At 44.3% G+C, this 26,013-nt stretch carries 28 protein-coding genes, 3 tRNA genes and 2 riboswitches; of the genes, 17 read left to right on the plus strand and 14 right to left on the minus strand.

Going from position 1 to position 26,013, the window contains the following annotated elements:
* The first annotated feature begins 135 nt into the window (after positions 1–135).
* On the plus strand, positions 136–291 hold the full coding sequence (locus tag AAW31_RS21455) for a hypothetical protein (RefSeq protein ID WP_158441549.1): 156 nt from the start codon (positions 136–138) through the stop codon (positions 289–291).
* Between the two features lie 273 nt (positions 292–564).
* Here the strand turns inward: AAW31_RS21455 and AAW31_RS14225 are convergent, their stop codons facing one another.
* From AAW31_RS14225 to AAW31_RS14240, 4 genes are all read right to left on the minus strand, one after another.
* The gene (locus AAW31_RS14225) at positions 565–909 is read right to left on the minus strand and encodes a hypothetical protein (protein ID WP_046850738.1); all 345 of its coding nucleotides are present in this window, start codon (positions 907–909) and stop codon (positions 565–567) included.
* Between the two features lie 366 nt (positions 910–1,275).
* Positions 1,276–1,350, minus strand: a tRNA-His gene (locus AAW31_RS14230).
* A 66-nt stretch (positions 1,351–1,416) separates the two neighbouring features.
* A tRNA-Arg gene (locus AAW31_RS14235) sits at positions 1,417–1,493 on the minus strand.
* A gap of 38 nt (positions 1,494–1,531) precedes the next feature.
* Positions 1,532–1,608, minus strand: a tRNA-Pro gene (locus AAW31_RS14240).
* A gap of 502 nt (positions 1,609–2,110) precedes the next feature.
* Positions 2,111–2,207, plus strand: a riboswitch (glycine riboswitch).
* Positions 2,208–2,219: 12 nt separating this feature from the next.
* A riboswitch (glycine riboswitch) is annotated at positions 2,220–2,327 on the plus strand.
* A 41-nt stretch (positions 2,328–2,368) separates the two neighbouring features.
* On the opposite strand from AAW31_RS14240, the gene gcvT reads away from it, so the two are divergent.
* The 6 genes from gcvT (at position 2,369) to AAW31_RS14270 (ending at position 8,757) form a co-directional block, all read left to right on the plus strand.
* On the plus strand, positions 2,369–3,460 hold the full coding sequence (gcvT, locus tag AAW31_RS14245) for a glycine cleavage system aminomethyltransferase GcvT (protein WP_046850739.1): 1,092 nt from the start codon (positions 2,369–2,371) through the stop codon (positions 3,458–3,460).
* A 41-nt stretch (positions 3,461–3,501) separates the two neighbouring features.
* Positions 3,502–3,891, plus strand: coding sequence for a glycine cleavage system protein GcvH (gene gcvH / locus AAW31_RS14250; protein ID WP_046850740.1), 390 nt, complete (start codon positions 3,502–3,504; stop codon positions 3,889–3,891).
* 57 nt (positions 3,892–3,948) lie between these two features.
* The gene (gene gcvPA, locus AAW31_RS14255; RefSeq protein WP_046850741.1) at positions 3,949–5,310 is read left to right on the plus strand and encodes an aminomethyl-transferring glycine dehydrogenase subunit GcvPA; all 1,362 of its coding nucleotides are present in this window, start codon (positions 3,949–3,951) and stop codon (positions 5,308–5,310) included.
* Positions 5,311–5,375: 65 nt separating this feature from the next.
* Positions 5,376–6,821, plus strand: coding sequence for an aminomethyl-transferring glycine dehydrogenase subunit GcvPB (gene gcvPB, locus AAW31_RS14260; RefSeq protein WP_046850742.1), 1,446 nt, complete (start codon positions 5,376–5,378; stop codon positions 6,819–6,821).
* 124 nt (positions 6,822–6,945) lie between these two features.
* Positions 6,946–7,881 (plus strand): carbohydrate kinase family protein, encoded by a 936-nt coding sequence (locus tag AAW31_RS14265; RefSeq protein WP_046850743.1) that lies wholly within the window; start codon positions 6,946–6,948, stop codon positions 7,879–7,881.
* 102 nt (positions 7,882–7,983) lie between these two features.
* Entirely contained in the window at positions 7,984–8,757 is a 774-nt protein-coding gene (locus AAW31_RS14270; protein WP_235264389.1) for a lysophospholipid acyltransferase family protein, read from the plus strand.
* On the opposite strand, the gene AAW31_RS14275 is transcribed toward AAW31_RS14270, so the two are convergent.
* The 3 genes from AAW31_RS14275 to AAW31_RS14285 all read right to left on the minus strand — a co-directional run bounded on the left by AAW31_RS14275 (position 8,684) and on the right by AAW31_RS14285 (position 10,934).
* Complete coding sequence (locus AAW31_RS14275; RefSeq protein WP_046850745.1) at positions 8,684–9,511, minus strand: symmetrical bis(5'-nucleosyl)-tetraphosphatase; 828 nt, start codon at positions 9,509–9,511, stop codon at positions 8,684–8,686. The genes AAW31_RS14270 and AAW31_RS14275 overlap by 74 nt on opposite strands.
* Positions 9,512–9,543: 32 nt before the next feature.
* On the minus strand, positions 9,544–10,350 hold the full coding sequence (gene dapB, locus AAW31_RS14280; protein WP_046850746.1) for a 4-hydroxy-tetrahydrodipicolinate reductase: 807 nt from the start codon (positions 10,348–10,350) through the stop codon (positions 9,544–9,546).
* A 134-nt stretch (positions 10,351–10,484) separates the two neighbouring features.
* On the minus strand, positions 10,485–10,934 hold the full coding sequence (locus tag AAW31_RS14285) for an outer membrane protein assembly factor BamE (protein WP_235264390.1): 450 nt from the start codon (positions 10,932–10,934) through the stop codon (positions 10,485–10,487).
* 72 nt (positions 10,935–11,006) lie between these two features.
* Here AAW31_RS14285 and fur point away from each other — a divergent pair, with 72 nt between their 5' ends.
* Positions 11,007–11,450, plus strand: a complete 444-nt coding sequence (gene fur, locus AAW31_RS14290) for a ferric iron uptake transcriptional regulator (protein WP_046850747.1) — start codon at positions 11,007–11,009, stop codon at positions 11,448–11,450.
* Positions 11,447–12,001: a hypothetical protein gene (locus AAW31_RS14295; RefSeq protein ID WP_144412981.1), complete on the plus strand. Its 555-nt coding sequence runs from the start codon at positions 11,447–11,449 to the stop codon at positions 11,999–12,001. The genes fur and AAW31_RS14295 overlap by 4 nt, the downstream gene beginning before the upstream one ends.
* Positions 12,002–12,080: 79 nt before the next feature.
* Here the strand turns inward: AAW31_RS14295 and AAW31_RS14300 are convergent, their stop codons facing one another.
* Entirely contained in the window at positions 12,081–12,500 is a 420-nt protein-coding gene (locus AAW31_RS14300) for a hypothetical protein (protein WP_046850748.1), read from the minus strand.
* 345 nt (positions 12,501–12,845) lie between these two features.
* Between AAW31_RS14300 and AAW31_RS14305 the strand changes: the two genes are divergently transcribed.
* A complete protein-coding gene (locus tag AAW31_RS14305) occupies positions 12,846–13,802 on the plus strand; it encodes a LysR family transcriptional regulator (protein WP_046850749.1) in 957 nt (318 codons plus the stop codon).
* Between the two features lie 5 nt (positions 13,803–13,807).
* Here AAW31_RS14305 and lpdA read toward each other — a convergent pair whose 3' ends face one another.
* From lpdA to cls, 3 genes are all read right to left on the minus strand, one after another.
* Complete coding sequence (gene lpdA / locus AAW31_RS14310; RefSeq protein ID WP_046850750.1) at positions 13,808–15,547, minus strand: dihydrolipoyl dehydrogenase; 1,740 nt, start codon at positions 15,545–15,547, stop codon at positions 13,808–13,810.
* 49 nt (positions 15,548–15,596) lie between these two features.
* A complete protein-coding gene (locus tag AAW31_RS14315) occupies positions 15,597–16,862 on the minus strand; it encodes a glutamate-5-semialdehyde dehydrogenase (protein ID WP_046850751.1) in 1,266 nt (421 codons plus the stop codon).
* A 258-nt stretch (positions 16,863–17,120) separates the two neighbouring features.
* A complete protein-coding gene (cls, locus tag AAW31_RS14320) occupies positions 17,121–18,422 on the minus strand; it encodes a cardiolipin synthase (RefSeq protein ID WP_309567362.1) in 1,302 nt (433 codons plus the stop codon).
* A gap of 407 nt (positions 18,423–18,829) precedes the next feature.
* Between cls and AAW31_RS21460 the strand changes: the two genes are divergently transcribed.
* From AAW31_RS21460 to AAW31_RS14335, 4 genes are all read left to right on the plus strand, one after another.
* Positions 18,830–18,988 carry a hypothetical protein gene (locus AAW31_RS21460; RefSeq protein WP_158441551.1) on the plus strand — a complete coding sequence of 53 codons (159 nt, stop codon included), beginning with the start codon at positions 18,830–18,832 and terminating at the stop codon, positions 18,986–18,988.
* Positions 18,989–19,236: 248 nt separating this feature from the next.
* Positions 19,237–19,893, plus strand: a complete 657-nt coding sequence (locus AAW31_RS14325) for a thiopurine S-methyltransferase (protein ID WP_046850753.1) — start codon at positions 19,237–19,239, stop codon at positions 19,891–19,893.
* 202 nt (positions 19,894–20,095) lie between these two features.
* Positions 20,096–20,551 carry an EVE domain-containing protein gene (locus AAW31_RS14330; protein ID WP_046850754.1) on the plus strand — a complete coding sequence of 152 codons (456 nt, stop codon included), beginning with the start codon at positions 20,096–20,098 and terminating at the stop codon, positions 20,549–20,551.
* Between the two features lie 82 nt (positions 20,552–20,633).
* A complete protein-coding gene (locus tag AAW31_RS14335) occupies positions 20,634–21,425 on the plus strand; it encodes a sulfite exporter TauE/SafE family protein (RefSeq protein WP_046850755.1) in 792 nt (263 codons plus the stop codon).
* Positions 21,426–21,437: 12 nt separating this feature from the next.
* Here the strand turns inward: AAW31_RS14335 and AAW31_RS14340 are convergent, their stop codons facing one another.
* The 3 genes from AAW31_RS14340 to purE are packed head-to-tail and all read right to left on the minus strand — an operon-like array spanning position 21,438 to position 23,986.
* On the minus strand, positions 21,438–22,328 hold the full coding sequence (locus AAW31_RS14340; protein WP_046850756.1) for a phosphoribosylaminoimidazolesuccinocarboxamide synthase: 891 nt from the start codon (positions 22,326–22,328) through the stop codon (positions 21,438–21,440).
* A 33-nt stretch (positions 22,329–22,361) separates the two neighbouring features.
* Positions 22,362–23,498 carry a 5-(carboxyamino)imidazole ribonucleotide synthase gene (locus tag AAW31_RS14345; RefSeq protein WP_046850757.1) on the minus strand — a complete coding sequence of 379 codons (1,137 nt, stop codon included), beginning with the start codon at positions 23,496–23,498 and terminating at the stop codon, positions 22,362–22,364.
* Positions 23,495–23,986 carry a 5-(carboxyamino)imidazole ribonucleotide mutase gene (gene purE, locus AAW31_RS14350; protein ID WP_046850758.1) on the minus strand — a complete coding sequence of 164 codons (492 nt, stop codon included), beginning with the start codon at positions 23,984–23,986 and terminating at the stop codon, positions 23,495–23,497. Before purE ends, AAW31_RS14345 begins: the two co-directional genes overlap by 4 nt.
* 151 nt (positions 23,987–24,137) lie before the next feature.
* Between purE and AAW31_RS14355 the strand changes: the two genes are divergently transcribed.
* From AAW31_RS14355 to hisG, 3 genes are all read left to right on the plus strand, one after another.
* On the plus strand, positions 24,138–24,581 hold the full coding sequence (locus tag AAW31_RS14355; RefSeq protein WP_046850759.1) for an ExbD/TolR family protein: 444 nt from the start codon (positions 24,138–24,140) through the stop codon (positions 24,579–24,581).
* An 88-nt stretch (positions 24,582–24,669) separates the two neighbouring features.
* Positions 24,670–25,311 carry a superoxide dismutase gene (locus AAW31_RS14360; RefSeq protein ID WP_046850760.1) on the plus strand — a complete coding sequence of 214 codons (642 nt, stop codon included), beginning with the start codon at positions 24,670–24,672 and terminating at the stop codon, positions 25,309–25,311.
* A gap of 12 nt (positions 25,312–25,323) precedes the next feature.
* Positions 25,324–25,971 (plus strand): ATP phosphoribosyltransferase, encoded by a 648-nt coding sequence (gene hisG, locus AAW31_RS14365; RefSeq protein ID WP_046850761.1) that lies wholly within the window; start codon positions 25,324–25,326, stop codon positions 25,969–25,971.
* Positions 25,972–26,013: the final 42 nt, after the last annotated feature.

A 26,013-nucleotide genomic window follows, 5' to 3' on the forward strand; every position in this document is an offset into this window, starting at 1 on the left:
TATGTCGAACTCACGTTAATAATACGGCAAGGTGAAGCCGACAAAGTCAGTTTTAATTGAGAAATGGAATAAGACACACCAGCATAATGAGGAAACACAGCATATCAAGAAGCCGCAGGCCATCCGGTAAAAGCCATGCAAAAAATACCGCAAAGATTCTCTGGTGGTTGTAATTATGGTTTAACAGTTGAATTTGAAGTTATTGATAGAAATGTGAGTGATCGTTCTGTAGCACCGAGGCTGATTGCCAAATTACCTGATGCGCAGGCAATGGTGGCGAACAAGGGGTAAACCAGTGGGTGCATATGGGAGCAAATCGTAAAAAAAGAGCTAGAGCGGTAAGAGCAAGAGAGGTAACTCGGCTAAAGGTAATACAGACATAGATTGGGGTTTATATAGAGTCGTCATTGAGTGAAAAACACTTTTGCCCGATTAAAGCAGTATCGAGTAGTGACAACACAAATGACAAGCTAAAGAGAATTTAGGAAAGCATAATGGCCATGGCTTGCGGATATCTCTTGTTATCTATGAGAAATACCAACAAGCCCTAATGAAATATCGGATTTAATAACCAAACATAAAGTTGGCATTACCAGTACTAATACCCATGAATAAATGACCCGGTGCTACGCCATACGCAGGCGCAGGCGGATAATACACAGGTGCAGGGGGATAATAGACAGGCGCAGGGGGATAATAAGACTGGTTGTAATAAATGTTCGGCGGGTTGTAATGATGATGGTGACGATGATGGCCATGGTGATGGTGATGGTGATGACCATGATGGTGGTGATGGTGATGGCGATGGCCTCTTCCAGCTTCAACTATCATGGGAGCAGCCAGAACAACACTCAACAACATTCCAGATAATAATTTTATCGGCATGTCTATTTTAATGCTCGTTTTCATGTTAAACCTCCTCCATTGTTATTTTGTTTATCAGAATTTCTCATGATAGCAACAACTTTATACTGAAGAACATGAATACAAGCTGAATAATCTGAGAAGAATAAAAGCAGGATAGCAAGCACTTTGTTAGACAAAGATTGGGAGGCTTACTATTTAAAAAACAATATGCTTTTTGTGCCTGAGTGGTGGCACGGTTTGACTCTTGGTGAGATTAACGCCTTGGAAGCGTTAGCTTGTTGCGGTGCCAAAAAGTAAAATCTGTCTATTAAAAAATCAAATTGAGCAGTGTGATGAGAAAAGCGAAGCATTAATGTCCCGTAATTTACGGAACAGTTGGGTTAGAAAGATATCATTGCTTGACTTTATTGGGGTGGCTGATGGGGATTGAACCCACGACAACCGGAATCACAATCCGGGACTCTACCACTGAGCTACAGCCACCATCTACGCTAAATCGGTATGCTAATCACTTTAGCAATGACATTTTTTAATTTAAAGATGTAACCTTGGCGTGCCCGACAGGAATCGAACCTGTAACCCCCAGCTTAGAAGGCTGGTGCTCTATCCGGTTGAGCTACGGGCACTACTCAAGCCGGGTTTAATCCAACACAGCAGAATATACTGGTCGGGGTGGAGAGATTTGAACTCCCGACATCCTGGTCCCAAACCAGGCGCGCTACCAGGCTACGCTACACCCCGGAAAGTCGGCTAATATACCTTCTTAGAAAGTATTCGTCAAATTCCAATTTATATTTACTCGCACAGCAAATTTTTATTTCTACAGGATGGCCGGCTAATAAGGCTAAAGCAAAGACTTTTCCAGCTCATTTGCAGAATTAGTATCAGGATAAATATGAATGATTCAATATTAATTGAAATAAACCATTTTGTCTCTATTCAACAACTTTTATTTATTACTATTGAGCAGCCACAAATTATTGATTATTGACCTGTCACAAATGGATAAAAAGCTAATAACAGATAACATCTACGCCCTCCTCCGTCCTTTATTTCTAATATTTCTTGATTAATACAACACCTTATCTATTCCTTTAGATTCTTCATTGTATGAGAAAATCCAGATACGTTGCCGCTTACTGAAAATAATATTTTGATAGCTTGATACCTGAAAAGAGAATGATTCATACAACCATCTTGTTTCACTAACTTAGCTAAGGTATAGTGGCGACCTGCCATTTAATATATCCAAGCAGGAGAGCGCGCTTTATTTAAGCGCCGCCGAAGGCGTAACCCCCCCGGAATCGCTCAGGTATAGTTATGAAAACAGCATTGACTAAAAAACTGCTTGCGACAGGCAATCTGGAGAGCGCCGAACTAACTGTGAGTTCAGCCACCGAAGGGGCACGCGGACAGAATTCTACCGTAAAACTCTCAGGTAAAAGGACAGAGGGGTGAAGCCCAAGAGAAGGCTTCATTTTTTATCTTAGGGAGAAAATCTGTGCTAAAAATAACCCCTCTTAATCAGACCCACCGAGAAATGAACGCAAAAATGGTTGATTTCGGTGGTTGGGATATGCCGCTTCATTATGGATCACAACTAGAAGAACACCATAAGGTCAGGCAGGATGCAGGCATGTTCGATGTGTCACATATGCTGGTTGTCGATATTCATGGTGAGAATGTTCGTCATTTTCTGCGGCAACTGGTTGCCAATAATGTAGATAAGCTTACTGTATCAGGTAAAGCACTTTATACCTGTATGCTTAATCCTGATGGCGGGATCATTGATGATCTTATTATCTATTTTTTATCAGAATCCTGGTTTCGATTAGTAGTCAACGCAGGTACTGCAGATAAAGATGTTACATGGATCACCTCACAGCGTGATAAAACCGCACCTCATCTCGAAATAAAACCACGCCGTGACTTGGGAATGATTGCCGTACAAGGCCCCAAAGCACGCGTTAAAGTCTGGCAAGTCATACCCGGTGCCCAGGCAACCACGGAAAATCTAAAGCAATTCCAAGCAGCCACATTCGAGCAATATTTTATTGCACGCACGGGCTATACCGGGGAAGATGGCTTTGAGATCATTTTACCCGCCAATGACGCTGTGGATTTCTGGAAAAAACTATACGCAGCGGGTGTAGCGCCGGCAGGGTTAGGTGCGCGCGATACGTTGCGTTTAGAAGCGGGAATGAATCTTTATGGTCAGGACATGGATGAAACCACTAACCCACTCGAATCAGGATTAGCCTGGACAGTCGATCTGAAAAGCGAGCGGGATTTTATTGGTAAGCAAGCGCTCTTGCAAACTACTACCAAACGACAATTATTCGGTCTATTATTATTGGATAAAGGTGTACTTCGTAGTCATCAGAAGGTGGTAACGCACCATGATCAAGCTGAGGATGAGGGAGAAATTACCAGTGGTGGTTTTTCACCCACGCTTAATCAATCAATCGCTTTGGCACGCCTGCCAGCAGAAGCCGCCATTGGTGAAGAAGTTCATGTACTGGTACGAGATAAAAAACTTGCTGCCAAAGTCGTAAAATATCCATTTGTACGAAACGGTCAAATTTTGGTTTGACCCCGAGACCAATAAAATTTTCCTAATTTTGGAGTTAAAAAATGAGTATCCCAACACAACTAAAATATACAAAATCACATGAATGGGTAAAATCCGAAAGTGATGGCACAATCACGGTAGGCATCACCCAGCACGCTCAAGAATTACTCGGAGACATGGTATTTGTTGAATTACCAAAAATTGGCCGCACGCTTGCACAAAAAGAGGAATGCGTCGTGGTTGAATCTGTCAAAGCTGCCGCCGATGTTTATTCTCCTGTAGCAGGTGAAGTGGTTGCAGTGAACTCTGAATTGGAGTCTTCACCAGAGAAAATCAATCAAGATTCCTATCAAGCATGGTTATTTAAATTGAAGCCAGCCAATGCTGCTGACCTAGCAGGTCTACTTGATGCGCAAGGGTATGAAAAAGCATTGGAAAGCGAAGGGCATTAGTTTCCAGTTCTTTTCTTTTTGATTCATTGCAACAAACTATTTTAAAAACTATCAATCATGCCGTTCATTCCTCATACTGAAGAAGATGTCAAAGAGATGCTTGCCAGTATCGGAGCAAGCTCTATTGAAGAATTATTTGATGAAATTCCGTCTGACCTAAAAACAGGCGCATTAACACGTGTACCTCCAGGCATGTCTGAGATGGAGATCTCAAGGCTCATGCTGGAGCGCGCGCAAGCTGATGGCTTTTATCTCAGCTTCATTGGCGCGGGGGCCTATGAGCACCATATTCCTGCAGCAGTCTGGCAAATCACCACTCGCGGTGAATTCTATTCTTCCTACACGCCCTATCAAGCTGAAGCGAGCCAGGGTACGCTCCAATTATTGTATGAATACCAGACAATGATGGCCTCATTGACTGGCATGGACGTATCCAACGCCAGCCTATATGACGGTGCCACAGCACTTGCTGAGGCTGCTTTGATGGCTGTTCGCCAACATAAGACATCGCGCCGTATTCTGGTGCCGCGCACGGTTCATCCTGTTTACCGTAAGGTATTAAGCGCTATCGTCAGAAACCAGGATATTGAGGTGGTGGAAATTCCTTTCTGCCCTGAGTCAGGACAGGTTCTGCTTGAACATCTTGAACCATTTGGGCAGGAAGATTTTGCTGCACTCGTCATTCCTCAACCTAATTTCTTTGGTGTTCTTGAGCAAGTCGATGCGATGACAGACTGGGCGCACGCAAAACATTCATCAGTTATTGCTGCCGTTAACCCAATGTCATTGGCAATGCTGGTGCCCCCAGGTGAATGGGGTGCTCAAGGCGCAGATATTGCAGTGGGTGAAGGTCAACCTCTGGGTATTCCTCTTTCCAGCGGTGGACCTTATTTCGGGTTTATGACCTGCAAGCATGACTTGGTTCGCCAAATGCCAGGGCGCATCATCGGCCGGACGGTTGATTTAGATAATAAACCAGGTTTTGTGTTGACTTTACAAGCACGCGAACAACATATCCGTCGTTCCAAAGCCACCTCGAATATCTGTACTAATCAAGGATTAATGGTAACAGCAGCCACCATTTATATGTCTTTATTAGGCCCTGAAGGATTACGGCAGGTAGCGGCTCAATCACATGCCAATATGTTACAGCTGGCAGAGCAATTGGAGCAATTACCTGGGGTAAAACGAGTCTATAGCGGACCTTGTTTTCATGAGGTCGCACTGACACTGCCGGGACCGGTTAATGAAATTCTGCAAGCCCTTAAGGAACAAGGAATTCTTGGCGGATTAAACTTGCAAGAGCATTACCCTGAATTGGAGAATGCTTTGCTGGTATGTACCACCGAAACGAAAACAGCTGATGATTTGAACAAGTACAGCGAAATGCTCGGGAAGATTCTTAAAAAATACGGTTGAATCGAATTCCCATTATGATGCAGTTTTAGTTGCTTTGAATTAATCTCCCATTATGTAAAGATTATATGTTGATATTTGAACACTCACGACCTGGACGGCGTAATCGCTCGCAATTTTCAACCACCACAGCAGAAAAAAAGAATATTCCACAAAATCTGCTACGCAAGTCGCCCATGCTTCTGCCGGAGGCTTCAGAGATGGATGTAGTGCGTCATTACACCCGTCTTTCTCAAAAGAATTTTTCGATCGACACGGAATTCTACCCACTGGGTTCCTGTACTATGAAATATAACCCGCGCGCTTGCAATGCGCTCGCGATGTTACCGCAGTTTCTGGCACGACATCCTTTGGCGCCCGAAGACACAGGACAAGGCTTTCTTGCCTGTATGTATGAATTGCAGGAAATATTGAAGGATGTGACCGGGATGGCAGGGGTCAGTCTGACACCTATGGCAGGTGCACAAGGTGAGCTCATCGGAGTCATGATGATACGCGCCTACCATGAAGCGCGCGGTGACAAAAAACGCACGGAAATCATCGTGCCTGATGCTGCGCATGGCACCAATCCGGCTACTGCTGTCATGTGCGGCTACAAAGTTGTCGAAATAGCCACAGATAAAGAAGGCAATGTGGATATGGCTGCATTAAAAGCAGCGGTCGGGCCACAGACTGCAGGTTTGATGCTGACCAATCCCTCAACTTTGGGAGTTTTTGAGAAAAATGTTTCCGAGATGAGCCGTATCGTTCATGATGCAGGTGGGTTATTGTATTATGACGGAGCCAACCTTAACGCTGTACTCGGTAAAGTCAAGCCAGGCGATATGGGGTTCGATGTTATTCATATCAATTTACACAAAACTTTTTCAACACCTCATGGCGGCGGTGGCCCTGGCGCGGCCCCAGTAGGTGTCGCCGAGCGTTTGCTGCCCTATTTACCTGTACCTATGGTTGCTCATGAAAAGGGAGTTTATCGCTGGTTGACTGAGAAGGATGTACCACACACAATCGGTCGATTATCCGCACATATGGGGAATGCGGGGGTATTGCTGCGAGCTTATGTTTATGTACGTTTGCTGGGCGTAAAAGGAATGAACCGTGTTTCTGAGTACGCTACGCTCAACGCCAATTATTTAATGGCAGAATTGAGCAAAGCCGGCTTTGAGATTGCCTTCCCGACACGACGCGCCAGCCATGAGTTTATCGTCACACTGAAAGATATCAAAGAAAAAACAGGTGTCACTGCGATGAATTTAGCTAAACGACTCCTGGATAAAGGCTATCATGCGCCTACCACCTATTTTCCAATATTAATTCCCGAGTGTTTGCTCATTGAACCTGCCGAAACAGAGTCCAAAGAGACGTTAGACGCATTTACTGCTGCCATGAAGGAAATTCTGGTAGAAATTCAGGAGCAAACAGAAATGGTAAAAAGTGCTCCGCATGATATGCCTTTACGCAAACTGGATGACGTCAGAGCTGCCCGGGAATTAGACTTAACCTGGAAGCCATAATCAATTGCGATTGTACTTCACATATTAGCTGACTCCCCGACTGATCTGTTTGAATATTGATTTGTTCGGGGAGAAGCTGTTCTAAGGTATCTTCAATACTCTCGAGCTCTCATACTTATAATCCATGCATACACTTATATGCGGCTCTATTGCTTATGACACCATAATGGTGTTTCAAGATCATTTTAAGCACCATATTCTACCCGACAAGCTTCATGTGCTAAATGTGGCTTTTCTGGTGCCCGACATGCGTCGTGAGTTCGGAGGATGTGCTGCCAATATTGCTTATAATCTAAACATGCTGGGTGGAAATCCGATGATCATGGCCACCGCAGGCAATGATTTCCAACCTTATGCCTATCGGTTAGAGAAATTGAATTTGGCAAAAACCTATATTCGTCAGATAAATGAAGCATTTACTGCGCAGGCATTTATTACGACTGATTTAGATGATAACCAAATTACGGCCTTTCATCCTGGTGCTATGAATTTTTCGCATTATAATTCTGTAAAAGAGGCCAAGAATATCAGTCTGGGCATCATTGCACCTGATGGTCGCGAGGGGATGATTGCTCATGCACGCGAATTCCAGGAATGCGGTATTCCTTTTATATTTGATCCTGGTCAAGGACTACCGATGTTCAATGGTGACGAATTGATTGATTTTGTCGCTAAAGCTGATTATATCGCAGTCAATGATTATGAAGGCCAGTTGCTGCAAGAACGTACAAAATACACTTTGAGTGAGCTTGCCGATAACGTGAAAGCCCTGATCATTACTAAAGGCGCACAGGGATCGACAATTTATGCAGAAGGTCGCCAACTTGAAATTCCTTGCGTTAAGTCCGATACTATTATCGATCCCACGGGTTGTGGTGATGCTTATCGAGCTGGATTACTTTATGGCATCGCCCATGATATGGATTGGCAAACCACTGGCCAGCTTGCTTCGTTATTAGGTGCCATCAAAATTGCACACCGTGGCGGCCAGAATCATCGGTTTAGTCATGACGAAATCGATCAGCTTTATTTTGAAGCATTTGGGAATCGAATCTTCTAGAAGAAACGGAATTTGGATCAGGACTGAGATAAATCTACTCTACTCTTCCTCAAGGTGCATTAACCGCCTTATGATCTCATGAACAGCATCCAAACTTCTAAAATGATTCAGATCATCCGACTTGTGAGGTTATTGCTGCATATCTTTTCTGGTTTGTTTCAGTCCATTGCCTATCCTTATTTTAGTCGACCCAGGCAAAGATATATGGTACGCAAATGGGCAACAAAACTGCTTAAAATTTTGAATATTAAATTAAGTTGTCATGGCTCCTTGCCTACTGAAGATAAGCAGCGTGTCATATTAATTGCCAATCATATCTCCTGGCTGGATATCATAATTATTTTGGCGCTCTATCCTGTCAGATTTGTAGCTAAAACTGAGATTCTCAGCTGGCCCTTACTTAATATCTTATGTGATAGAGCGGGGACCATTTTTATTGCACGCGGGAAACGCAATGATACGCGACGCGTTAACCAGGATATCGGCGAAGTACTGGTTGCCGGAGATAGTGTTGCCATCTTTCCAGAAGGCAGAACCAGTGATGGGACAGTCCTTCTGCACTTTCATGCCTCTTTGCTCCAATCTGCGGTAACCGTGCAAGCCATTCTATACCCGGTTGCCATCAGATATCGTGATATGGCAGGAGCGTCTAATACTAACGTTGCCTATGTCGACTCGACTATCGTAGAGTCACTAAAACTTATACTGAAGCAACCTACCATTAAGGCGGAATTATATTTTCTGGATCCGATCAACTGCACAGGCAAGAATCGACGAGAATTAACGCGCTTATCAGAGCATGCTATTGCTGAAACGCTGCAATTACCTGTTTTGCGCAAGGTACCTGAAAAACTTTGCGGTCTTCCAGACGAATAGCAGTAAGCTTTCCTTTCCAAAAACAACCTGTATCCAACGCTATCAAGTTTTCCCTTATCTGTAGGCCAAGCGCAGACCAATGACCAAAAATAACGGTAGTTGATTTGCTGGCACGATCAGGTACCTCAAACCACGGTAGGTAACCTTGAGGAATAGACTGCAGCGGACCTTTATAGGTGAAATCCATTCTACCGTCCGCTGTACAAACACGTAGGCGAGTCATCGCATTAATAATGACGCGCAAGCGTTCATAGCCAGTCAAGCCGTCATGCCAGAAATTGGGTTCATTGCCATACATATGTAACAAAAATTCCTGATAATTTTCTTTACATAATGCAGTTTCTACTTCATGTGCAAGCTCTGCTGCTTGAGGAATATCCCAGCATGGTAATATCCCAGCATGGACTAAAGCATATTCATCCTCAACATAAAACAATTTTTGATGGCGCAGCCAGTTGAGTAAATCATTACGATCAGGCGCATCCAGTATATCCTGCAACGTATCACCTGAATGCTGTTTGCTCAAGCCTTCTGCAACCAGAAGCAAATGTAAATCATGATTACCCAATACTGGAATAACTGCGTTGCCTAGTTCTATGATGGAACGCAACAAAATGAGTGAATCCGGCCCACGGTTGACGAGATCACCCACTAACCACAATTTATCTCTTGTAGCGTTAAACCCAATTAATTCAACAAGCTGTTGGAATGATTGATAGCAACCTTGCACATCGCCAATAGCGTAAGTCGCCATAATGAGACCGGATAATTAGGATTTGATTTTCTTTACCGCAGGCCTAGCACATCTTGCATATCAAACAAGCCATTACGTTGCGTAGCAAGGAACCGGGCAGCGCGTAATGCTCCGACAGCAAATGTTTTGCGACTACTAGCCTTGTGAGTGATCTCTATGCGTTCACCTATACCCGCAAAAATAGCAGTATGATCACCTACTATATCGCCGCCACGAATCGTTGCAAAACCAATTGTTTCAGCAGCACGCTCTCCGGTGACGCCTTCACGGCCATAAACTGCGACTTTCGTGAGGTCTCTGTTCAATGTTTGCGCAATTACTTCGCCCATACGCAAAGCCGTACCAGATGGTGCATCTACTTTATGCCGATGATGTGCTTCTACAATTTCTATATCGTAATCATTAAGTAACTTGCTTGCAGCCACTTCTAATAGTTTGAACATGACATTTACACCCACACTCATATTGGGAGCAAATACGATCGCAATATCCTCCGATGCCGCCTTGAGTACTTCTTTCTCAGCTGCCGAAAACCCAGTGGTGCCAATGACCATTTTTATGCCAGCATTACGGCAGATGGCGAGATGTGCCAGTGTGCCGGCTGGACGCGTAAAATCTATCAACACATCACTACCAGGTAACGCTGACACAAAATCACTCTTAATCGGGATACCACAAGGTGATCCAATCAGCTCACCCGCATCCTTCATCAAGAATGGATTATCTTTTTGGTCCAATGCAGCAGATAAGCGCATATCTGATGACTCAGCAATCATTTCCAGCAGGACTCTACCCATGCGCCCGGTACTTCCAGCCACAGCAATATTCAGAATTGTCATTTTTCCAGAAAGACTATCTAATTAGTTAATTCCATTCTACCCCATTCCGAGATTGAACTGATTGGATATCTGTAGATCCAATAATAGGGTTAATTATTCCTCACCACTTGCTACAGCCTGTTTGTCAGGCTATTCTATTCATGGGAACCTTTATCATTTTCACCCTGATCTTCTTTCAAGTATGGCAGACGCTCTTCTCCCAGACGAGGCGTCGCTGACAACAAACTATCTGAAGAAGGAGAAAGTGAAAAATCGCCGTTAATATGAGAAAGCCGATCGCCATCAAAAATTACAGTAAGCGTTCGCTTCTCAGACAATGTTCCACGTGGTGCCAAATAATAAAAATAGTCCCAGCGATTGTTATGGAATACATCAGTAATAAGTGGTGTCCCTAAAACAAAACGCACTTGCGACCGGGTCATCCCCGGTTTTAATTTCTCTATCATTTCTTGAGTAACTACATTACCTTGCTGGATATCGATTTTATAAGGCAGTGCAGGGATATAAGTACAACCAAAAAATAAAAAAGCAACCAATAACAGTAGTATTTTTAGATGCATACTAAGCACGAGTGTGATGTTCAAAAGAGTATTTTCAAAGTGAACTAAGCACTATACTATATGATACAGCAAATAATTTCTCGGATTGATTAAACCATGAGCAAATATGAAGATCTCAAAGGCATTGACCTCAAAACAATTGGCTTAAAAACGACCCTGCCCCGCCTCAAGATACTCAACCTGTTTGAGAATAGCTCGGTTCGTCACTTATCGGCAGAAGATGTCTATAAGGAATTACTCAATGAAGGAGAAGATATTGGTCTTGCGACAGTCTACCGTGTATTAACGCAGTTTGAGCAGGCTGGTTTACTTGAACGCCATCATTTTGAAAGTGGCAAAGCTGTGTTCGAACTGAGTAGTGACTCCCATCATGATCATTTAGTTTGTTTACAATGCGGTCGTGTAGAAGAATTTTATGATGCAGAAATCGAGAAACGCCAAATCAGAATCGCCAAAGACCGTGGATTCAGTTTGCAGGCGCATTCACTGTCGCTCTATGCTGATTGTACTAAAACAGATTGCCCTTATCGAAAATTATGAAATACCCGCTGCGAAATATTAGGAACAGGGTATTACGATTTATCGGAATCAGTTATGGATGGAGTACAACATCATTTGTTTTCCTTCCTCTTTGCTTGCTGCTGATTTCACTTTCTGCACAAGCACAATCTGTTATTGACGAGCAAATTCGTCAACTAGAAACTGACTTATTACAAATAAATCAGAATCAACAAAATATCTATCAGCAATTCCAGATGACGCAAGAGCTTCGTCGTAATGAATTACAACAGCAAGAAGAAATCACTTCTATTCCTCCCGTGGGAACATATCCTCAAACAGGAGCATCTCCCGAACTGGGGTCAGCCAGAATGAGCGATTTTTTACCAGAAGTAACGATCGGCGGTTCTCCACCAAGTTACGAAGAAATGGTCCGAAAAAAGCGAGAGCGCCAGAAACGGATACAGCAATACAACTCGGATCTGGATCGACTCCATGCCCAATACCAAGAGTTGGAAACTGAAAAAAGAGTTCTAATGGAACAAATAACTGACTTGAGGCGAAGCAAACAACAAGAAGAACTCACTCGATAAAATAAAATGGCGTGACCTAGGTTAAATAAGCCTTCTAGTCACGCCTCAATTCACACTACACTTTATCATTTTATTATTATCAATATATTTTCTTCTCAGTATTACTTCGATCTTTAGCGATATTCCCTGTTTTTACCGTATTTCCACAGTGATAAGCATCACCAGAAGCATGTGGATAAGAATCAGATTCTGTTGAATTTTCTCGCCATACGAGATGGGTAGCTCTAAGCTCCGAAGCCATTCTTAAGGCTCTGTCTTCCGCCTTGTGCTTTCTCGCATTCATAGATAATTTACCCCAATCTGAGCTTCCCCAGACTTTCCCCAGATAATTACAACTTTTACTCTCTATCTCGGCTTTGGCAACTTCAACAATGTTATATGAATTTCCTGCTGCTACGGCAACTGCTGTCACAAAGCTGATAGAGATAACCAAGGCTTGTATGCCGATCAGAATTATCCGCGGTAGTGCAATTATGAAATTAAATAATTTAATTTTCATTTCACTTATACCTGTAAATTTTCAATTATTTTCTACTCAGTATAATTGCATTAGTATACGTGCTCATCCGTCAACAGTAATATGCTTGCTTTATACGAATAATAATTTCACTTCCCGTCTCTATTAAAAATTATACTAATCAGGTGCTCTTGAATTTCACCTGTAAATTCCAATATAAACAAATGAAATTTTTTATGATCTAACTTTTGAGCTTCTTCTTAAGGATGAATGATATTGATAAGAGAGTCAGAAAATAAGTAGGCTAGAATGAAATATATTGTTGTTTGTAAGGACACAATAAAATAATTTATAATTTGATATTTGGTTATGATGAGAAATTAATTTATGCAAGATCTTAATCTGATTGCCACCTTTGCACGTGTTGTAGAAGCAGGCAGCTTTGCTGAAGCAGCCCGCCGCATGGATACTTCTCGCTCTGCAGTAAGTAAAGCTGTAGCTAAACTTGAAGTTGATCTAGGCGCAAGATTGCTGAATCGCAGCACGCGTCATCTTAGCTTGACCGAAGTAGGTAGTGCCTTTGCCGAACATTCGGTACGCATCCTGGAAGAAGCAGAGCATGCTGAGCAGGTGGTTACAAGCCTACATGCCGAGCCGCGGGGTATGCTGAGAATTTGTGCCTCGGTGGCATTTGGTACCCTTCACGTTGCACCTGCCCTGGCTGATTTCCTTGCTCGATATCCCGAAATTCGAATTGATTTGACCATTACGGATCGTCCAGTAGATATCGTGGAAGAAGGATACGATGTCATCATTCGTGTCACTGGCGAACCAAACCTTAATTTGATTGCTCGTAAGCTGGCTCCCGTACGTCGAAAACTGGTTGCCACACCGGACTATTTTCTTAGACGCGGCGTGCCACTCACACCGAGTGACCTGGTCAAGCATAATTGCCTCGACTACACCCTTTCAGGTGAGCAGGGTTACTGGCGCTTTAAAGGGCCGGAAGGAGAAATTGCCGTACCTGTTTCAGGAACACTGCGTATCAACGATGATGATGCGCTTTCTCAAGCTGTGCTCGGTGGTCTGGGGATTGCTCTGTTACCCACCTTTACCATTGGAAAAGAACTGCAAAATGGTCATTTACAGGCAGTATTGTCTGAATATATCCCGGTAGAACGCTATGTGTATGCGTGTTATCTTCCTAATCGTTATCTGCCAGCCAAGGTTCGCTCATTTATTGATTTTCTTTTAGCACGGATTGGCAAAGAACCTTATTGGGATAGCCCATCTGCACAACCCGAACCTAAAAATCACTCATCAGACTCAATGAAACATGAATGATAAAATTATCGCCTAGGCATATATAAATCGGTTATCGTATTCTCTGCCATTTCCGCAGAGAAGAAAATCGTTTCAGATAAAGTCGGATGAGGATGAATGGTCAGGCTGATATCTTGCGCATCGACGCCCATCTCCAGTGCGAGTACGGTTTCTGCAATTAACTCACCAGCATGCGTTCCGACAATACCTGCACCCAGGATTTGCCGAGAATTTTTATCTAATAACAACTTGGTGAAGCCTTCTTCCCGTGCCATGGCAATCGCGCGGCCGCTGGCTGCCCAAGGAAATATCGCTTTTTCATAATCAATTCCTTGTTTTTTGGCTTCGATCTCAGTCAAACCCATCCAGGCAATTTCTGGATCAGTATAAGCCACTGAAGGGATAGCACGTGCATCAAAGGCTACTTTATGCCCAGCAATCACCTCGGCAGCAAGTTTACCTTCATGCGTCGCCTTATGCGCCAGCATAGGCTCTCCTGCAATATCACCAATCGCAAAAATATGCGGGATATTGGTGCGCATTTGCCCATCCACCGGAATAAAACCACGCTCGTTTACCTGCACATTTGCATGTTCTGCACCAATCATTTTTCCATTAGGACGACGCCCAACTGCAACCAGAATACGATCATATAATTGAGGCTCAGGGGCATGATCCCCCTCGAAAAACACGTTTAATCCTTTCTCCCCGGCTTCAATCTTACTGACCTTGGTGCCGAGATAGATCGCTTCATAACGTTTCAATATATGCTGGTAAAGCGGCTTGACTAGATCATTGTCAGCCCCTGGAATGAGTTGATCCATCTGCTCGACTATGCTTATTTGACTGCCCAGCGCATCATACACGGTCGCCATTTCCAGGCCGATAATGCCCCCACCGATCACCAGCATCCGTTTAGGAATATCCCGCAATCTCAATGCATCAGTAGAATCCATCATACGATCATCATCGTAAGGAAAACCCGGAATACGCGCGGCAGTAGAACCTGAAGCGATAATACAATGATCGAATGAAACCGTTTTGATACCGTCAGCGGTGTTCACTTCCATCATGTTAGGGGAAACAAACTTACCGGCACCCTGGATAATTTCTACCTTGCGCTGTTTAGCCAGTGCTGCCAACCCTTTAGTGAGCTTACCCACAACAGATTCTTTCCAAGTTCGCAACTTATCGATAGCGATCTGAGGTTTGCTAAAAACGATGCCCTGTTGCTCGATTTCTTTAGTCTCAGCAATCACTTTCGCCACATGCAGCAGCGCTTTAGAAGGAATACAGCCCACATTCAGGCATACTCCCCCTAATGTTGGATAACGCTCTATCAGTACCACTTGCTTACCCAGATCAGCTGCACGGAAAGCTGCCGTGTAACCACCCGGCCCTGCCCCCAGCACAACGACTTCGGCATGTTGAGTCCCACGCGTGGTTGCTGCTGGCCGAGTCTCAGTTGTAGTAGCTTCTGGTTCTGGTTCTGGTTCTGGTTCTGGTTCTGGTTCTGGAGCGGGAGCATTAGCTTCTAACGTTATAATCGGTGATCCTTGCGATACTTTATCTCCCACCTTAACGAGCATTTCCTTGACAACCCCTGCTTCAGGAGAAGGTACTTCTATCGAGGCTTTCTCCGTCTCCAGGGTAATTAATGAAGTTTCTTTTTCAATCTTATCACCTGGTTTAACCAGCACTTCAATGACGGAAACCTCTTTGAAATCGCCAATATCGGGAACTTCTACTTTAACTAGATTTGCCATACTTCTTGTTTTTTAAATTGAGAAGATTTGAGGGTGATCAATTCATCGGTTACTGTCGTATCTGGCCATCACCGAGCACGATAAATTTCTGACTTGTCAGTCCTTCCAATCCTACCGGACCACGCGCATGAATTTTATCGGTGGAAATACCAATTTCTGCCCCCAGCCCATATTCAAAGCCATCAGCAAAACGTGTGGAGGTATTGACCATGACTGAACTTGAATCCACTTCGCGCAGGAAACGGCGAACGTGACTATAGTTTTCTGTCACAATTGCATCGGTATGCTGAGACCCATAGGCGGTGATATGCTCGATCGCCTGATCCAGACCACTGACAACGCCGATATTCAGGATAGGCGCCAGATATTCGGTGCCCCAGTCTTCTTCCGTGGCCAGTTTCATTTGCGGAATAATGGCACAAGCCGCCTTGTTACCTCGCAGCTCGACCCCTTTATCCAGGTAGATCTTGCAAAGAGGAGGCAAAACTTGTTTGGCAATACCTTCATGCACGAGCAAAGTTTCCATGGTATTGCACGTGCCATAGCGCTGAGTCTTGGCATTGTCAGCAATACGAATAGCCTTTTCCAGATCGGCTTGATCATCAATATAAACATGACAGATCCCATCCAGATGCTTGATCACAGGGATGCATGCCTCATTGGAAATGCGCTCAATGAGTCCTTTGCCTCCACGTGGCACAATGATGTCGACAAATTTTTTCATGGTAATCAGCTCACCCACTGCCGCACGGTCGCTGGTTTCAATTACTTGCACGGCTGTTTCCGGCAGCCTGGCAGCCCGTAGCCCTTCTTTCACACAAGCAGCAATGGCTTGATTGCTGTGCATCGCTTCCGATCCGCCGCGCAATATCGCTGCATTGCCTGCTTTCAGGCATAGACCCGCCGCATCCGCGGTTACATTCGGTCGCGCTTCATAAATGATGCCGATCACCCCCAATGGCACGCGCATTCTGCCTACTTGAATACCGGAAGGACGATAATTCAAATCGCTCATCTCGCCAATAGGATCAGACAAAGCCGCAATTTGCAGCAAGCCATCTGCCATGCTTGCGATACTCTTAGAAGAAAGCGCCAAACGATCAATCATCGCTGAGCCTAATCCTTTGGCTTTCGCATTCTCGAGATCACGTGTATTGGCTTCTAACAAATTTTTCTCATCGTGCCTGATCGCTTCGGCCATCGCAATGAGCGCCTGGTTTTTGCTTGCCGTATCCGCTTTTGCCATTAAACGCGAAGCGGTTCGGGCATTTTGTCCAACCGCTTGCATGTAAACTTTAATATTTGTGATATCCATCAAGTAACTCCAAAGTGAGCAGTAGCCCGAAACGGACAGCATCTTAAGAAATCAGATAATTTTTCTCACTCTAATTTTTAAAAATAATTGATTCTATCCAAAGCTAATAAGAAATATAGCGCATTATTTTACATGGCGTATTGATATGTCACATGCTTTTTTGGATGCAGAGTAATCTACTCTAATCGATTAACCTGGGGAAAGTACCAACCAAATTTATGCAACTTAGAAAACTTGGCATTTTAATAGACTTACGGCTTACAACCATTGTGCCCACAAACGCCCTGCTCTTTCCAAGATGCGCGTACTGATTGGGCGTTTTCTCCATTCTTCTAATGTAACCAGCGTGGAAGATTTCAAATCATTCTCAAATAATGTTTGCATTTGCGTACCGAAATCCTGCCCCAGGATGACTGCGTTGACTTCCTCGTTGTTAAGGAAACTAAGCCAATCGAGGTTAGCTGAGCCTATAGTCGACCATACACCATCGATAAGCGTAGTTTTAGCATGTAATAATGCATCCTGCCGCACATAAATTTTCACGCCGGCGCTCAATAGCTCATCATAATATGAACGCGAAGCATAATACACCAGGGCCGAATCTGTTTTCCCGGGTAATAATATTCTCACGTCTACTTTGCGCTTAGCGACTGCCTTTAATGCACTAAGCAAGTTTGGATCCGGCACAAAATAGGCACTGGTCAGAAAGATCTGGGTTTCTGCACTATTAATGGCTGAAAGCAAAGTTATATAGATCGGGTTATAAGCTTTTTCTGGCGAGCTGCCGATTGCGCGCACTACCTCAGAACCTTTATTAGCGAGCTCAGGGAAATAATTTCGCTGGGCCAATAACTCACCTTTTTGCTCATTCCATATGGACATAAACAGCTTCTGAAATTCACTCACCACTGGGCCTACTATTCGCACATGGGTGTCTCGCCACGGATTATCACTTCTGGTTGATTTAGATCTGGCGGTTGGTTTAGATCTGACGAGTGACCCCCTCGAGTACTCGGTGCTGATATTGGCACTACCCACAAAAGCAATCTGTCCATCGACAATCAAAAGTTTTCGATGATCACGCCGGGTAACCTGCCAATTTTTTGGGGCAATGAGTGGGTTGACAGGATTGAATTCCAGGACATTAACACCACTTTCTTTCAGTGAATCGAAGAACTCACGGGGTGTATCAATAGATCCTACACTATCATAAATGAGGTTTACTTGTACCCCATTCTTTTGCTTTCTAATCAATAGCTCAGCAAAAAGATTACCAATTTCATCATCCTTTAGAATGTAAATCTCCATATTGATATGGTCCTTGGCATTCTCTATGGCTGCATACATGGATCGATAAGTGTCTGGACTATCTATCAACAGCTCTACTTTGTTGCCTATCATAAGATGGCTGTCAGTAATTTCTGATGCGAATGGCAGATGCCTATCGAAGATATGGGTCTCTACATCATTATTTTTCAGTCTGGAAAGAATCTCGTTGCTCTGCTTTTGAGATAAGGGTCCATGAGCGTCAAAAAGCTGTACAGGATGCGATGACTGCATTGCCATGTCTGGCACTATGAGGGGTATTGTTGAGCTACACCCTATAAGAAGGGTCAGGCAAAGAACTGCTAGGAGCCTAACAATATTGATATACCCGATTTTCTTTAAATACATCAGTTTTCCCTCTAAGCAGTTTTTTCTCAATTTTATGAATTAAAAAAGTGAAATCAGCGAATATTTTCAGTGGATACCTTAACTTGTGCAAGGTAAGCCTAAGCATTGTTCTTAAGCCACATTATAGACATGTGTTATCTATTTCTAAGTTTCAAACATTTATAGAGATTAACAATGCCAGGCTGGCTTTGGTGGAAGCCTGTTCTTCATAAAAAGGGGACTTGGAATGGAAATTAGCAATAGTTTTGCTGCATCAATCAAGCGGTAAATACAATTCCCCTTATCCTTAACCATTGGGTGGATTTAGGGTATGGCATGTCGGGGATCAAACCAATCTTAAAGGCGAAGGCTGCTTGATTGATATATTAGCTAACGAAATTCTAGAGAAGAAAGAGCACAAAGGTTGGCTGACTGCTAACGCCTATTTTCCCGTGATGTATTTGCTCACCTGAATGCCTCCTTCTGATCAATGAAGAAAAAATAAATACTTCATTGACTAATGAAAGAATATCGATAAGCCCGGATTTTTCATTAGAAGCCTTGTTATTTGATCCCTAAGAGGAGACTCAAAAAAGAATAGTAAGATAATTTATCGATTTCATTAAAAATGATTCTCATAGAAAATTTTAAATAAATTGAAGCCTTCTTAGTTTTTGACCTAAACAATCACTGTGTCTTGAATAAGCTTAGGAAATAACAAATGAAAAATGATTATTGGCTGGATCGATGGAAACATGGAGAGATTGGTTTTCACCAGAACGAAATTAATCCTTATTTGTGTCAATATTGGCAAGAGTTACATCTTGCTCCTGGTAGTGAGGTATTTGTACCATTATGCGGAAAAAGTCGTGATATGCTGTGGCTGCGTGAACAAAAACATTCAGTGCTCGGGGTTGAATTGAGCGCTATCGCTGTGCAGGCGTTCTTCGAGGAAAACAGGCTCTCACCACATCACATGATTAGCGGAAAATTCGATCGCTATGACGCGAACTTTATCAGTATTCTGCGCGGTAATTTCTTTGACTTGAGCAAAACTGATCTGGCGAAAGTGAGTGCAGTTTACGACCGTGCATCACTGGTAGCACTACCGCCAGAAATACGTAAACGTTATGTATCCCATCTGCTGAGCATCCTGCCACCCGCAACAAAAATTCTACTCATTACCTTTGACTACCCTCAAGCAGAAATGTCAGGCCCGCCGTTCGCTGTTTCTCCAGACGAAGTAGCAGCACTTTACCAGGAGCACGCCGAAGTACGACTATTGACTCAATTGAATGTACTCGTACAGAATCAACGCTATCGAGAGCGTGGACTGAGTCAATTACATGAAAACATTTTCCTGCTGACTCTACATTAAGGAAACAGAGCATCTCACTCGTAATTCCATTTCCAAATCAAAAATAATATGAAGGCGAGCCGCAGGCAGTATATAAATAATAAGGCAAGGTGAAGCCGACAATACCAGTATTGATTTAGAAATGGAATAAAAGACGAAAGTATCGATTATTTTTAAACTTTATCGGCCTATTAAACGGCCTGATTCGTCAGGAGGAAAATAAATGCGTTACTGGCTAATGAAATCTGAACCAACAGAAGTCAGCATCGATGATCTGGCGTCAAAACCCGAGCAGACTGTTGCGTGGGATGGGGTAAGAAATTATCAAGCACGTAATTTTATGCGTCATCAAATGCAGGTTGGCGATCAGGCATTCTTCTATCATTCCAGTTGCGCTGAGCCTGGCATCGTTGGAATCACGACAGTTTCCAGGCTGGCTTATCCCGATGTCACGCAATTTGATTCCAAAAGTAAATACTATGATCCCAAAGCCACACATGAAAATCCACGCTGGTTTAATGTCGAAGTCACGCTCGTCAAAAAAACCCGCCTACTTTCCCTCAAGGAATTACGCAGCCACCCCGAACTCGCTAATATGAGAATCCTGCAAAAAGGTAATCGATTATCCATCACGCCTGTCGACCCGGCAGAATGGGCATTTATTATGGGTATATTATGAGCAAGTTGCTTTTATTACTTGCAGCGATGCCATTTTTAGTGCTAACAGCTTAAGCTGGATACCTTTAGCTAAACAGCATGGAATGTGGTTAATTTATTTATTGCTCGGCGCTGGGGTTGGCTTTCTCGCGGGTTTGCTGGGAATTGGCGGCGGCTTGGTCATTGTCCCCGTGCTGGCTTATATCTTTACCGCCCAGGATTTTCCGTCAGACCGTATTTTGCATCTGGCACTCGGTACCACTATGGCGACGATCATTTTCACTTCACTTGCCAGCTTGCGCATGCATCATGCCCATGACGCGGTTAACTGGTGGATCGTCAGATATCTGGCGCCGGGCATTATCCTGGGAACGCTGGCTGGTTCTACATTTGCCGGACGATTATCCACCGAAGTATTGGGCATGATCTTCGTCATCTTCATCTATTATGCGGCAACGCAGATGTGGCTTAACATTACGCCCACTTCCAGGCATGCCCTGCCTGGCAAATTTGGAATGGTGGTGGCAGGTAGCCTGATCGGTGCACTTTCCAGTCTGGTCGCGATTGGCGGAGGTCTGCTGACGGTGCCTTTTCTTTCTATGTGTAATGTCAAGCTGCAATACGCGATTGGCACATCGGCTGCAGTGGGTTTTCCGATTGCACTAGCAGGTACGATTGGTTACATTATCAATGGCCTGTTACAGACGCAGCCGCTTCCCGATTACAGTTTGGGCTATGTTTATCTGCCTGCGCTCGGCTGGATTGCAGGGGCGAGCATGCTGACCGCTCCACTTGGCGCTAGAGCAACACATCGCATGCAGACAGCAACGCTCAGAAAAATATTCGTAGTTTTACTTTATTTCCTGGGTACTAAAATGCTGTTTAATTTATTTTAGGATTAGCAAGTTTTACCTGGTTAATCGATATAGCGCTTCCTCATATCGCTCTATCGTTTGGGTAAGAATGTCATCAGGAATAGGCGGTGCAGGAGGTTGTTTATTCCAATTGAGCTGTTCCAGCCAGTCACGAACAAACTGTTTATCATAACTTGGAGGATTTTTACCCGGCTGATACTGATCGGCTGGCCAGAAACGTGATGAATCCGGTGTCAACACTTCATCGATCAGGTAGAGATTGCCTGCCCCATCCTGGCCAAATTCGAATTTGGTATCAGCGATGATCACTTCGTGGGTAGCGGCATAATCGGCGGCTTCAGTATACAGTGCGATTGCTTTACTGCGCACTTCTTGAGCAAGCGCTTGACCCACTAACTGTTCACATTGCTCAAATGAAATGTTTTCATCATGGGCCCCTGCCACCGCCTTGGTAGAAGGCGTAAAAATAGCGCCTGTTGGTAGTTTTTCTGCTTCCTGTAAATTTTGCGGTAACATAATGCCGCTGATGGCGCCTGTTCGCTGATAATCCTTCCAACCTGAACCGACAATATAACCCCGCACGATTGCCTCGATTGGCAACGGCTTTAATCGTTTGACAACAAAGGCGCGGTCGATCACCTGCTCGCGCTCTTCAGGCGCTACCACAGATTCAGGCGAAATGCCGGTTAAATGATTGGGCAGGATGTGATGCAGCTTTTTGAACCAGAAGTTGGATAATTGCGTCAAGACCTTACCTTTGCCAGGAACCGGTGTTGGCAATACCACATCGAATGCTGACAGACGATCGGTCTGAACAATCAATAAATTATTCTCATCAACTGCATAAATATCACGCACTTTGCCCCGGTGCAGCAAAGGGAGGCTTTTCAGGTTGGTTTCAAACAAAGCGATGGAATGAGTCATGGATCAATTTTAATTAAATTTTTCAATAATAATTTAGCAATTTTTTAACGATACCTTGATCGCTTCTGCTTGTTGCAAAGCCTGTTCAACCGTATCAGCGAGCACCGTAAAATGCCCCATTTTTCTGCCCGGCCTCGCCTCATGTTTGCCGTATAAATGGAGTTTGGCATTGGGATTGCTTAATACCTTATTCCAATCCGGTTCTCCTGATTGCCATAGATCACCCAGCAAATTCACCATCACGACCGGCGTGTGCAGCGCAGTGCTTCCTTGCGGCAAGCGGCACAATACCCGAGCTTGCTGCTCGAATTGTGAAGTAATACAGGCATCCAGGGTATAGTGGCCACTATTATGCGGACGGGGCGCAATTTCATTGATAAATAACCGCCCGTCGGTAAGCACAAAGAACTCGATGCAGAGCACCCCGCGGTAATCCAGTTGGATCGCGACGTCAGTGGCCATTTTTCTGGCTTGTTGCACAATGCCTGCCGATATTCTGGCAGGAACAATACTCATATCGAGAATGCCATGCATATGCTGATTCTCAGCTACTGGAAACAGGCTGATCTCATCGTCAAAGCCACGCGCAACAATCACGGAAATCTCGCATGCAAGGGGTAGCAATTGCTCCAGCACACAAGGCTGCTGTTGCAAGTAAGTGAAAGCATCCGATAATTCATGAGGAGTATGGATTCTTACCTGCCCTTTGCCATCATAACCGAACTGGCTGACTTTAAGGATGCCAGGAAAAAATAGCGCATCGATTGCAGTCGACAAATCATCCTTATTTTGAATTGCCAAAAAGGGCGCAACCGAAAAACCATTTGCTGCTAAAAACTGTTTCTCCAGCAGGCGGTTTTGTGCGATAGAAACACTTCTCGCAGGGGGACTCACGACACAATGTTGTTCCAGAAACCGCAGTACGTCAGCAGGAACATTTTCGAATTCCGTGGTGACGCCTGCACAGGTAGTACTGAGTTCATGTAAAGCAGAAGCATCATGATAATCCGCGCATAAATGCCGTTCAGCGATACTGCCAGCAGGACTGCCTTCAGCAGGATCCAGAACCGTCACGCGATAGCCCATACTTTGTGCGGCCATGGTAAACATGCGTCCAAGCTGGCCACCACCCAGCAAGCCCAGCATTGCTCCGGGTATAATACTACTCATGATTCAGGCAAAGTCATGGCAGCCACTGAATCTGCCTGTGCTGCTCGAAATGATTCAAGGCGCTTGGCCAGTGTGCTGTCTCCCATCGCCAATAATGCAACAGCAAAAAGCCCGGCATTGGCTGCGCCTGCTTCACCAATGGCAAAAGTGGCAACGGGCACCCCTTTTGGCATCTGCACAATAGACAGGAGTGAATCCACTCCTTGCAAGTACTTGGAAGTCACTGGCACACCAAGTACCGGCAAGGTGGTTTTGGCCGCGATCATGCCAGGTAAATGCGCCGCCCCCCCTGCCCCTGCAATGATGCATCGGATACCCCGTTCTATTGCTGTCGCTGCAAATTCAAACATACGGTCCGGTGTGCGATGCGCTGACACGATCAAGGCTTCGTGCGGGATATCAAAATCTTTGAGGATCCGGGCAGCCTGTTGCATGATACTCCAATCACTGCTACTGCCCATGACAATACTGACTAATGGATTATCCATTCAGAACGGAATACTGGATTAACAATCTTAAATAATGACGAAAGTGGTAATAATAAACTAGAATTTGATTTTGAAACCGGATGTTTAACAGTTTATTCCACATCTTGTGGTAATCTCACCCATTAGCACGTATTAATTGGCAAGCAACTTTATGAATTTTCAGCGTGGTCAAAAAAAAGAAGAGCCGGAGATCAATCTTGTTCCGATGATCGATGTCCTGCTGGTCATCCTGATTTTTCTGGTGATTACTACGACCTACTCGAAATATGCCGATCTCGAGATTACGCTGCCAGAAGCAACCGCTACGGAAGCTGATAAACAAAGCGAACGACCTCATACCATTGATGTGACCGTAAGCGCAACAGGTAACTACACCGTCAATCGGGTACCCCTAACCTTTTCTAACACTGAAGGATTACGCAATGAATTGCAATCTGCCGCCAAGGATGAGAAAAATCCAGTTATCATTATCACTGCAGATGCAAAGGCTACACATCAATCGGTGATAACGGTCATGGAAGCTGCTCGGCTTGCCGGGTACAATCAGGTGACATTTACTACAGAAACTACAGAAGCAAAAAATACCCCCAAGTAATTTAACTTCGGATAATATTTTTTATTGATCGATTATTAATCATATGCCAATAGCTTCTTTGTTCAATTTCATTTTTAAAGGAAGAAAAATGAGCACTAATCTGGAAAATTTTTCTAAAGCTGCACAATCCGGTAACACTTATGTCCTCGCTCCCCTCCCCTATGCAGACAATGCACTGGAACCGGTTATTTCTGCCCATACCATGAGCTTCCACTATGGCAAGCATCACAAAGCGTACGTTGATAATTTGAACAAATTGCTAGCAGATAATAATGCATTGGCTGGACAATCACTGGAAAATATCATCACTGCCACTGCAGGTCAGGCAGATAAAGCAGGTATTTTCAATAATGCTGCTCAAGTCTGGAATCATATGTTTTATTGGCACAGTCTCAGCCCTGAAGGTGGTGGCGAGCCTCCTGCGAATTTGAAACAAAAAATTGAAGCCTCATTTGGTAGCGTGGACGCCTGTAAAAAGGAATTTGCCAATGCCGCCGTCACGCAATTTGGCAGTGGCTGGGCTTGGCTGGTGCAGGAAGGAGACAAACTGGCTATTCTCAAAACGAGCAATGCGGATTCGCCGCTTACCAAAAATAGCAGACCTTTGCTGACTATTGATGTTTGGGAGCATGCCTATTATCTCGATTATCAAAATCGCCGGCCTGATTATGTCAATACGATTCTCGATAAACTCATCAATTGGGAATTCGCTGCTTCAAACCTGCGTTAATTTCTCGTATTTATGGCAAATATTACCATTGCGCTTTCAAAAGGACGTATTTTCGAGGATACTGCGCCTTTTCTGAAAGCAGCCGGGATCGTCGCACAGGACGATCCCGACACCTCACGGAAACTGATCATTGCAACCAATAATCCGAAGGTGCGTCTTATCATGGTACGCGCCTCGGATGTACCGACTTATGTGCAATATGGCGCAGCTGATCTGGGTGTTGCCGGAAAAGATGTCATGCTGGAGCATGGTGGCATGGGTCTTTACCAACCGCTCGATTTACAGATTGCCCGCTGTCGCATGATGGTCGCCGTACCAGAGGATTTCGATTATGAATCAGCAGTTTTCCAAGGCGCCCGCTTACGGGTCGCCACTAAATATCTCAAAACTGCACGTGATCATTTTGCTGATAAAGGAATGCATGTCGACCTCATCAAATTATATGGCTCAATGGAGCTTGCGCCGCTGGTCGGTCTGGCAGATGCCATTGTCGATCTCGTGTCGAGCGGTAACACCTTGAAAGCCAATCAATTGAAAGCGGTAGAAGAGATCATGACCATTTCAGCACGATTGATCATTAATCAGGCAGCGCTCAAACTAAAACGTGAAGCGATTCAACCGCTGCTTGAAGCATTTAAAACAGCCATTAAAACCGTTTAAAGCAGAGGCAGGGGTGCTTATATCCTCGTTGCCTACTGCCAT

Origin of the sequence: Nitrosomonas communis (assembly GCF_001007935.1) — a bacterium.
In the GTDB taxonomy this organism is placed as follows: Bacteria; Pseudomonadota; Gammaproteobacteria; order Burkholderiales; family Nitrosomonadaceae; genus Nitrosomonas; species Nitrosomonas communis.

What these genes read in the sequence shown, in the direction of transcription:
- dapB (WP_046850746.1), bottom strand. Translation starts at nt 10,350, where the DNA reads ATGACAATTCTGAATATTGCTGTGGCTGGAAGTACCGGGCGCATGGGT.
- AAW31_RS14340 (WP_046850756.1), bottom strand. Translation starts at nt 22,328, where the DNA reads ATGACTCATTCCATCGCTTTGTTTGAAACCAACCTGAAAAGCCTCCCT.
- gcvPA (WP_046850741.1), top strand. Translation starts at nt 3,949, where the DNA reads ATGCCGTTCATTCCTCATACTGAAGAAGATGTCAAAGAGATGCTTGCC.
- cls (WP_309567362.1), bottom strand. Translation starts at nt 18,422, where the DNA reads ATGCAGTCATCGCATCCTGTACAGCTTTTTGACGCTCATGGACCCTTA.
- fur (WP_046850747.1), top strand. Translation starts at nt 11,007, where the DNA reads ATGAGCAAATATGAAGATCTCAAAGGCATTGACCTCAAAACAATTGGC.
- AAW31_RS14270 (WP_235264389.1), top strand. Translation starts at nt 7,984, where the DNA reads ATGATTCAGATCATCCGACTTGTGAGGTTATTGCTGCATATCTTTTCT.
- lpdA (WP_046850750.1), bottom strand. Translation starts at nt 15,547, where the DNA reads ATGGCAAATCTAGTTAAAGTAGAAGTTCCCGATATTGGCGATTTCAAA.
- AAW31_RS14300 (WP_046850748.1), bottom strand. Translation starts at nt 12,500, where the DNA reads ATGAAAATTAAATTATTTAATTTCATAATTGCACTACCGCGGATAATT.
- AAW31_RS14355 (WP_046850759.1), top strand. Translation starts at nt 24,138, where the DNA reads ATGAATTTTCAGCGTGGTCAAAAAAAAGAAGAGCCGGAGATCAATCTT.
- AAW31_RS14295 (WP_144412981.1), top strand. Translation starts at nt 11,447, where the DNA reads ATGAAATACCCGCTGCGAAATATTAGGAACAGGGTATTACGATTTATC.
- gcvH (WP_046850740.1), top strand. Translation starts at nt 3,502, where the DNA reads ATGAGTATCCCAACACAACTAAAATATACAAAATCACATGAATGGGTA.
- AAW31_RS14305 (WP_046850749.1), top strand. Translation starts at nt 12,846, where the DNA reads ATGCAAGATCTTAATCTGATTGCCACCTTTGCACGTGTTGTAGAAGCA.
- AAW31_RS14275 (WP_046850745.1), bottom strand. Translation starts at nt 9,511, where the DNA reads ATGGCGACTTACGCTATTGGCGATGTGCAAGGTTGCTATCAATCATTC.
- AAW31_RS14265 (WP_046850743.1), top strand. Translation starts at nt 6,946, where the DNA reads ATGCATACACTTATATGCGGCTCTATTGCTTATGACACCATAATGGTG.
- AAW31_RS14325 (WP_046850753.1), top strand. Translation starts at nt 19,237, where the DNA reads ATGAAAAATGATTATTGGCTGGATCGATGGAAACATGGAGAGATTGGT.
- AAW31_RS14360 (WP_046850760.1), top strand. Translation starts at nt 24,670, where the DNA reads ATGAGCACTAATCTGGAAAATTTTTCTAAAGCTGCACAATCCGGTAAC.
- AAW31_RS14345 (WP_046850757.1), bottom strand. Translation starts at nt 23,498, where the DNA reads ATGAGTAGTATTATACCCGGAGCAATGCTGGGCTTGCTGGGTGGTGGC.
- AAW31_RS21455 (WP_158441549.1), top strand. Translation starts at nt 136, where the DNA reads ATGCAAAAAATACCGCAAAGATTCTCTGGTGGTTGTAATTATGGTTTA.
- AAW31_RS14330 (WP_046850754.1), top strand. Translation starts at nt 20,096, where the DNA reads ATGCGTTACTGGCTAATGAAATCTGAACCAACAGAAGTCAGCATCGAT.
- hisG (WP_046850761.1), top strand. Translation starts at nt 25,324, where the DNA reads ATGGCAAATATTACCATTGCGCTTTCAAAAGGACGTATTTTCGAGGAT.
- AAW31_RS14225 (WP_046850738.1), bottom strand. Translation starts at nt 909, where the DNA reads ATGAAAACGAGCATTAAAATAGACATGCCGATAAAATTATTATCTGGA.
- AAW31_RS14335 (WP_046850755.1), top strand. Translation starts at nt 20,634, where the DNA reads ATGTGGTTAATTTATTTATTGCTCGGCGCTGGGGTTGGCTTTCTCGCG.
- gcvPB (WP_046850742.1), top strand. Translation starts at nt 5,376, where the DNA reads ATGTTGATATTTGAACACTCACGACCTGGACGGCGTAATCGCTCGCAA.
- AAW31_RS14315 (WP_046850751.1), bottom strand. Translation starts at nt 16,862, where the DNA reads ATGGATATCACAAATATTAAAGTTTACATGCAAGCGGTTGGACAAAAT.
- purE (WP_046850758.1), bottom strand. Translation starts at nt 23,986, where the DNA reads ATGGATAATCCATTAGTCAGTATTGTCATGGGCAGTAGCAGTGATTGG.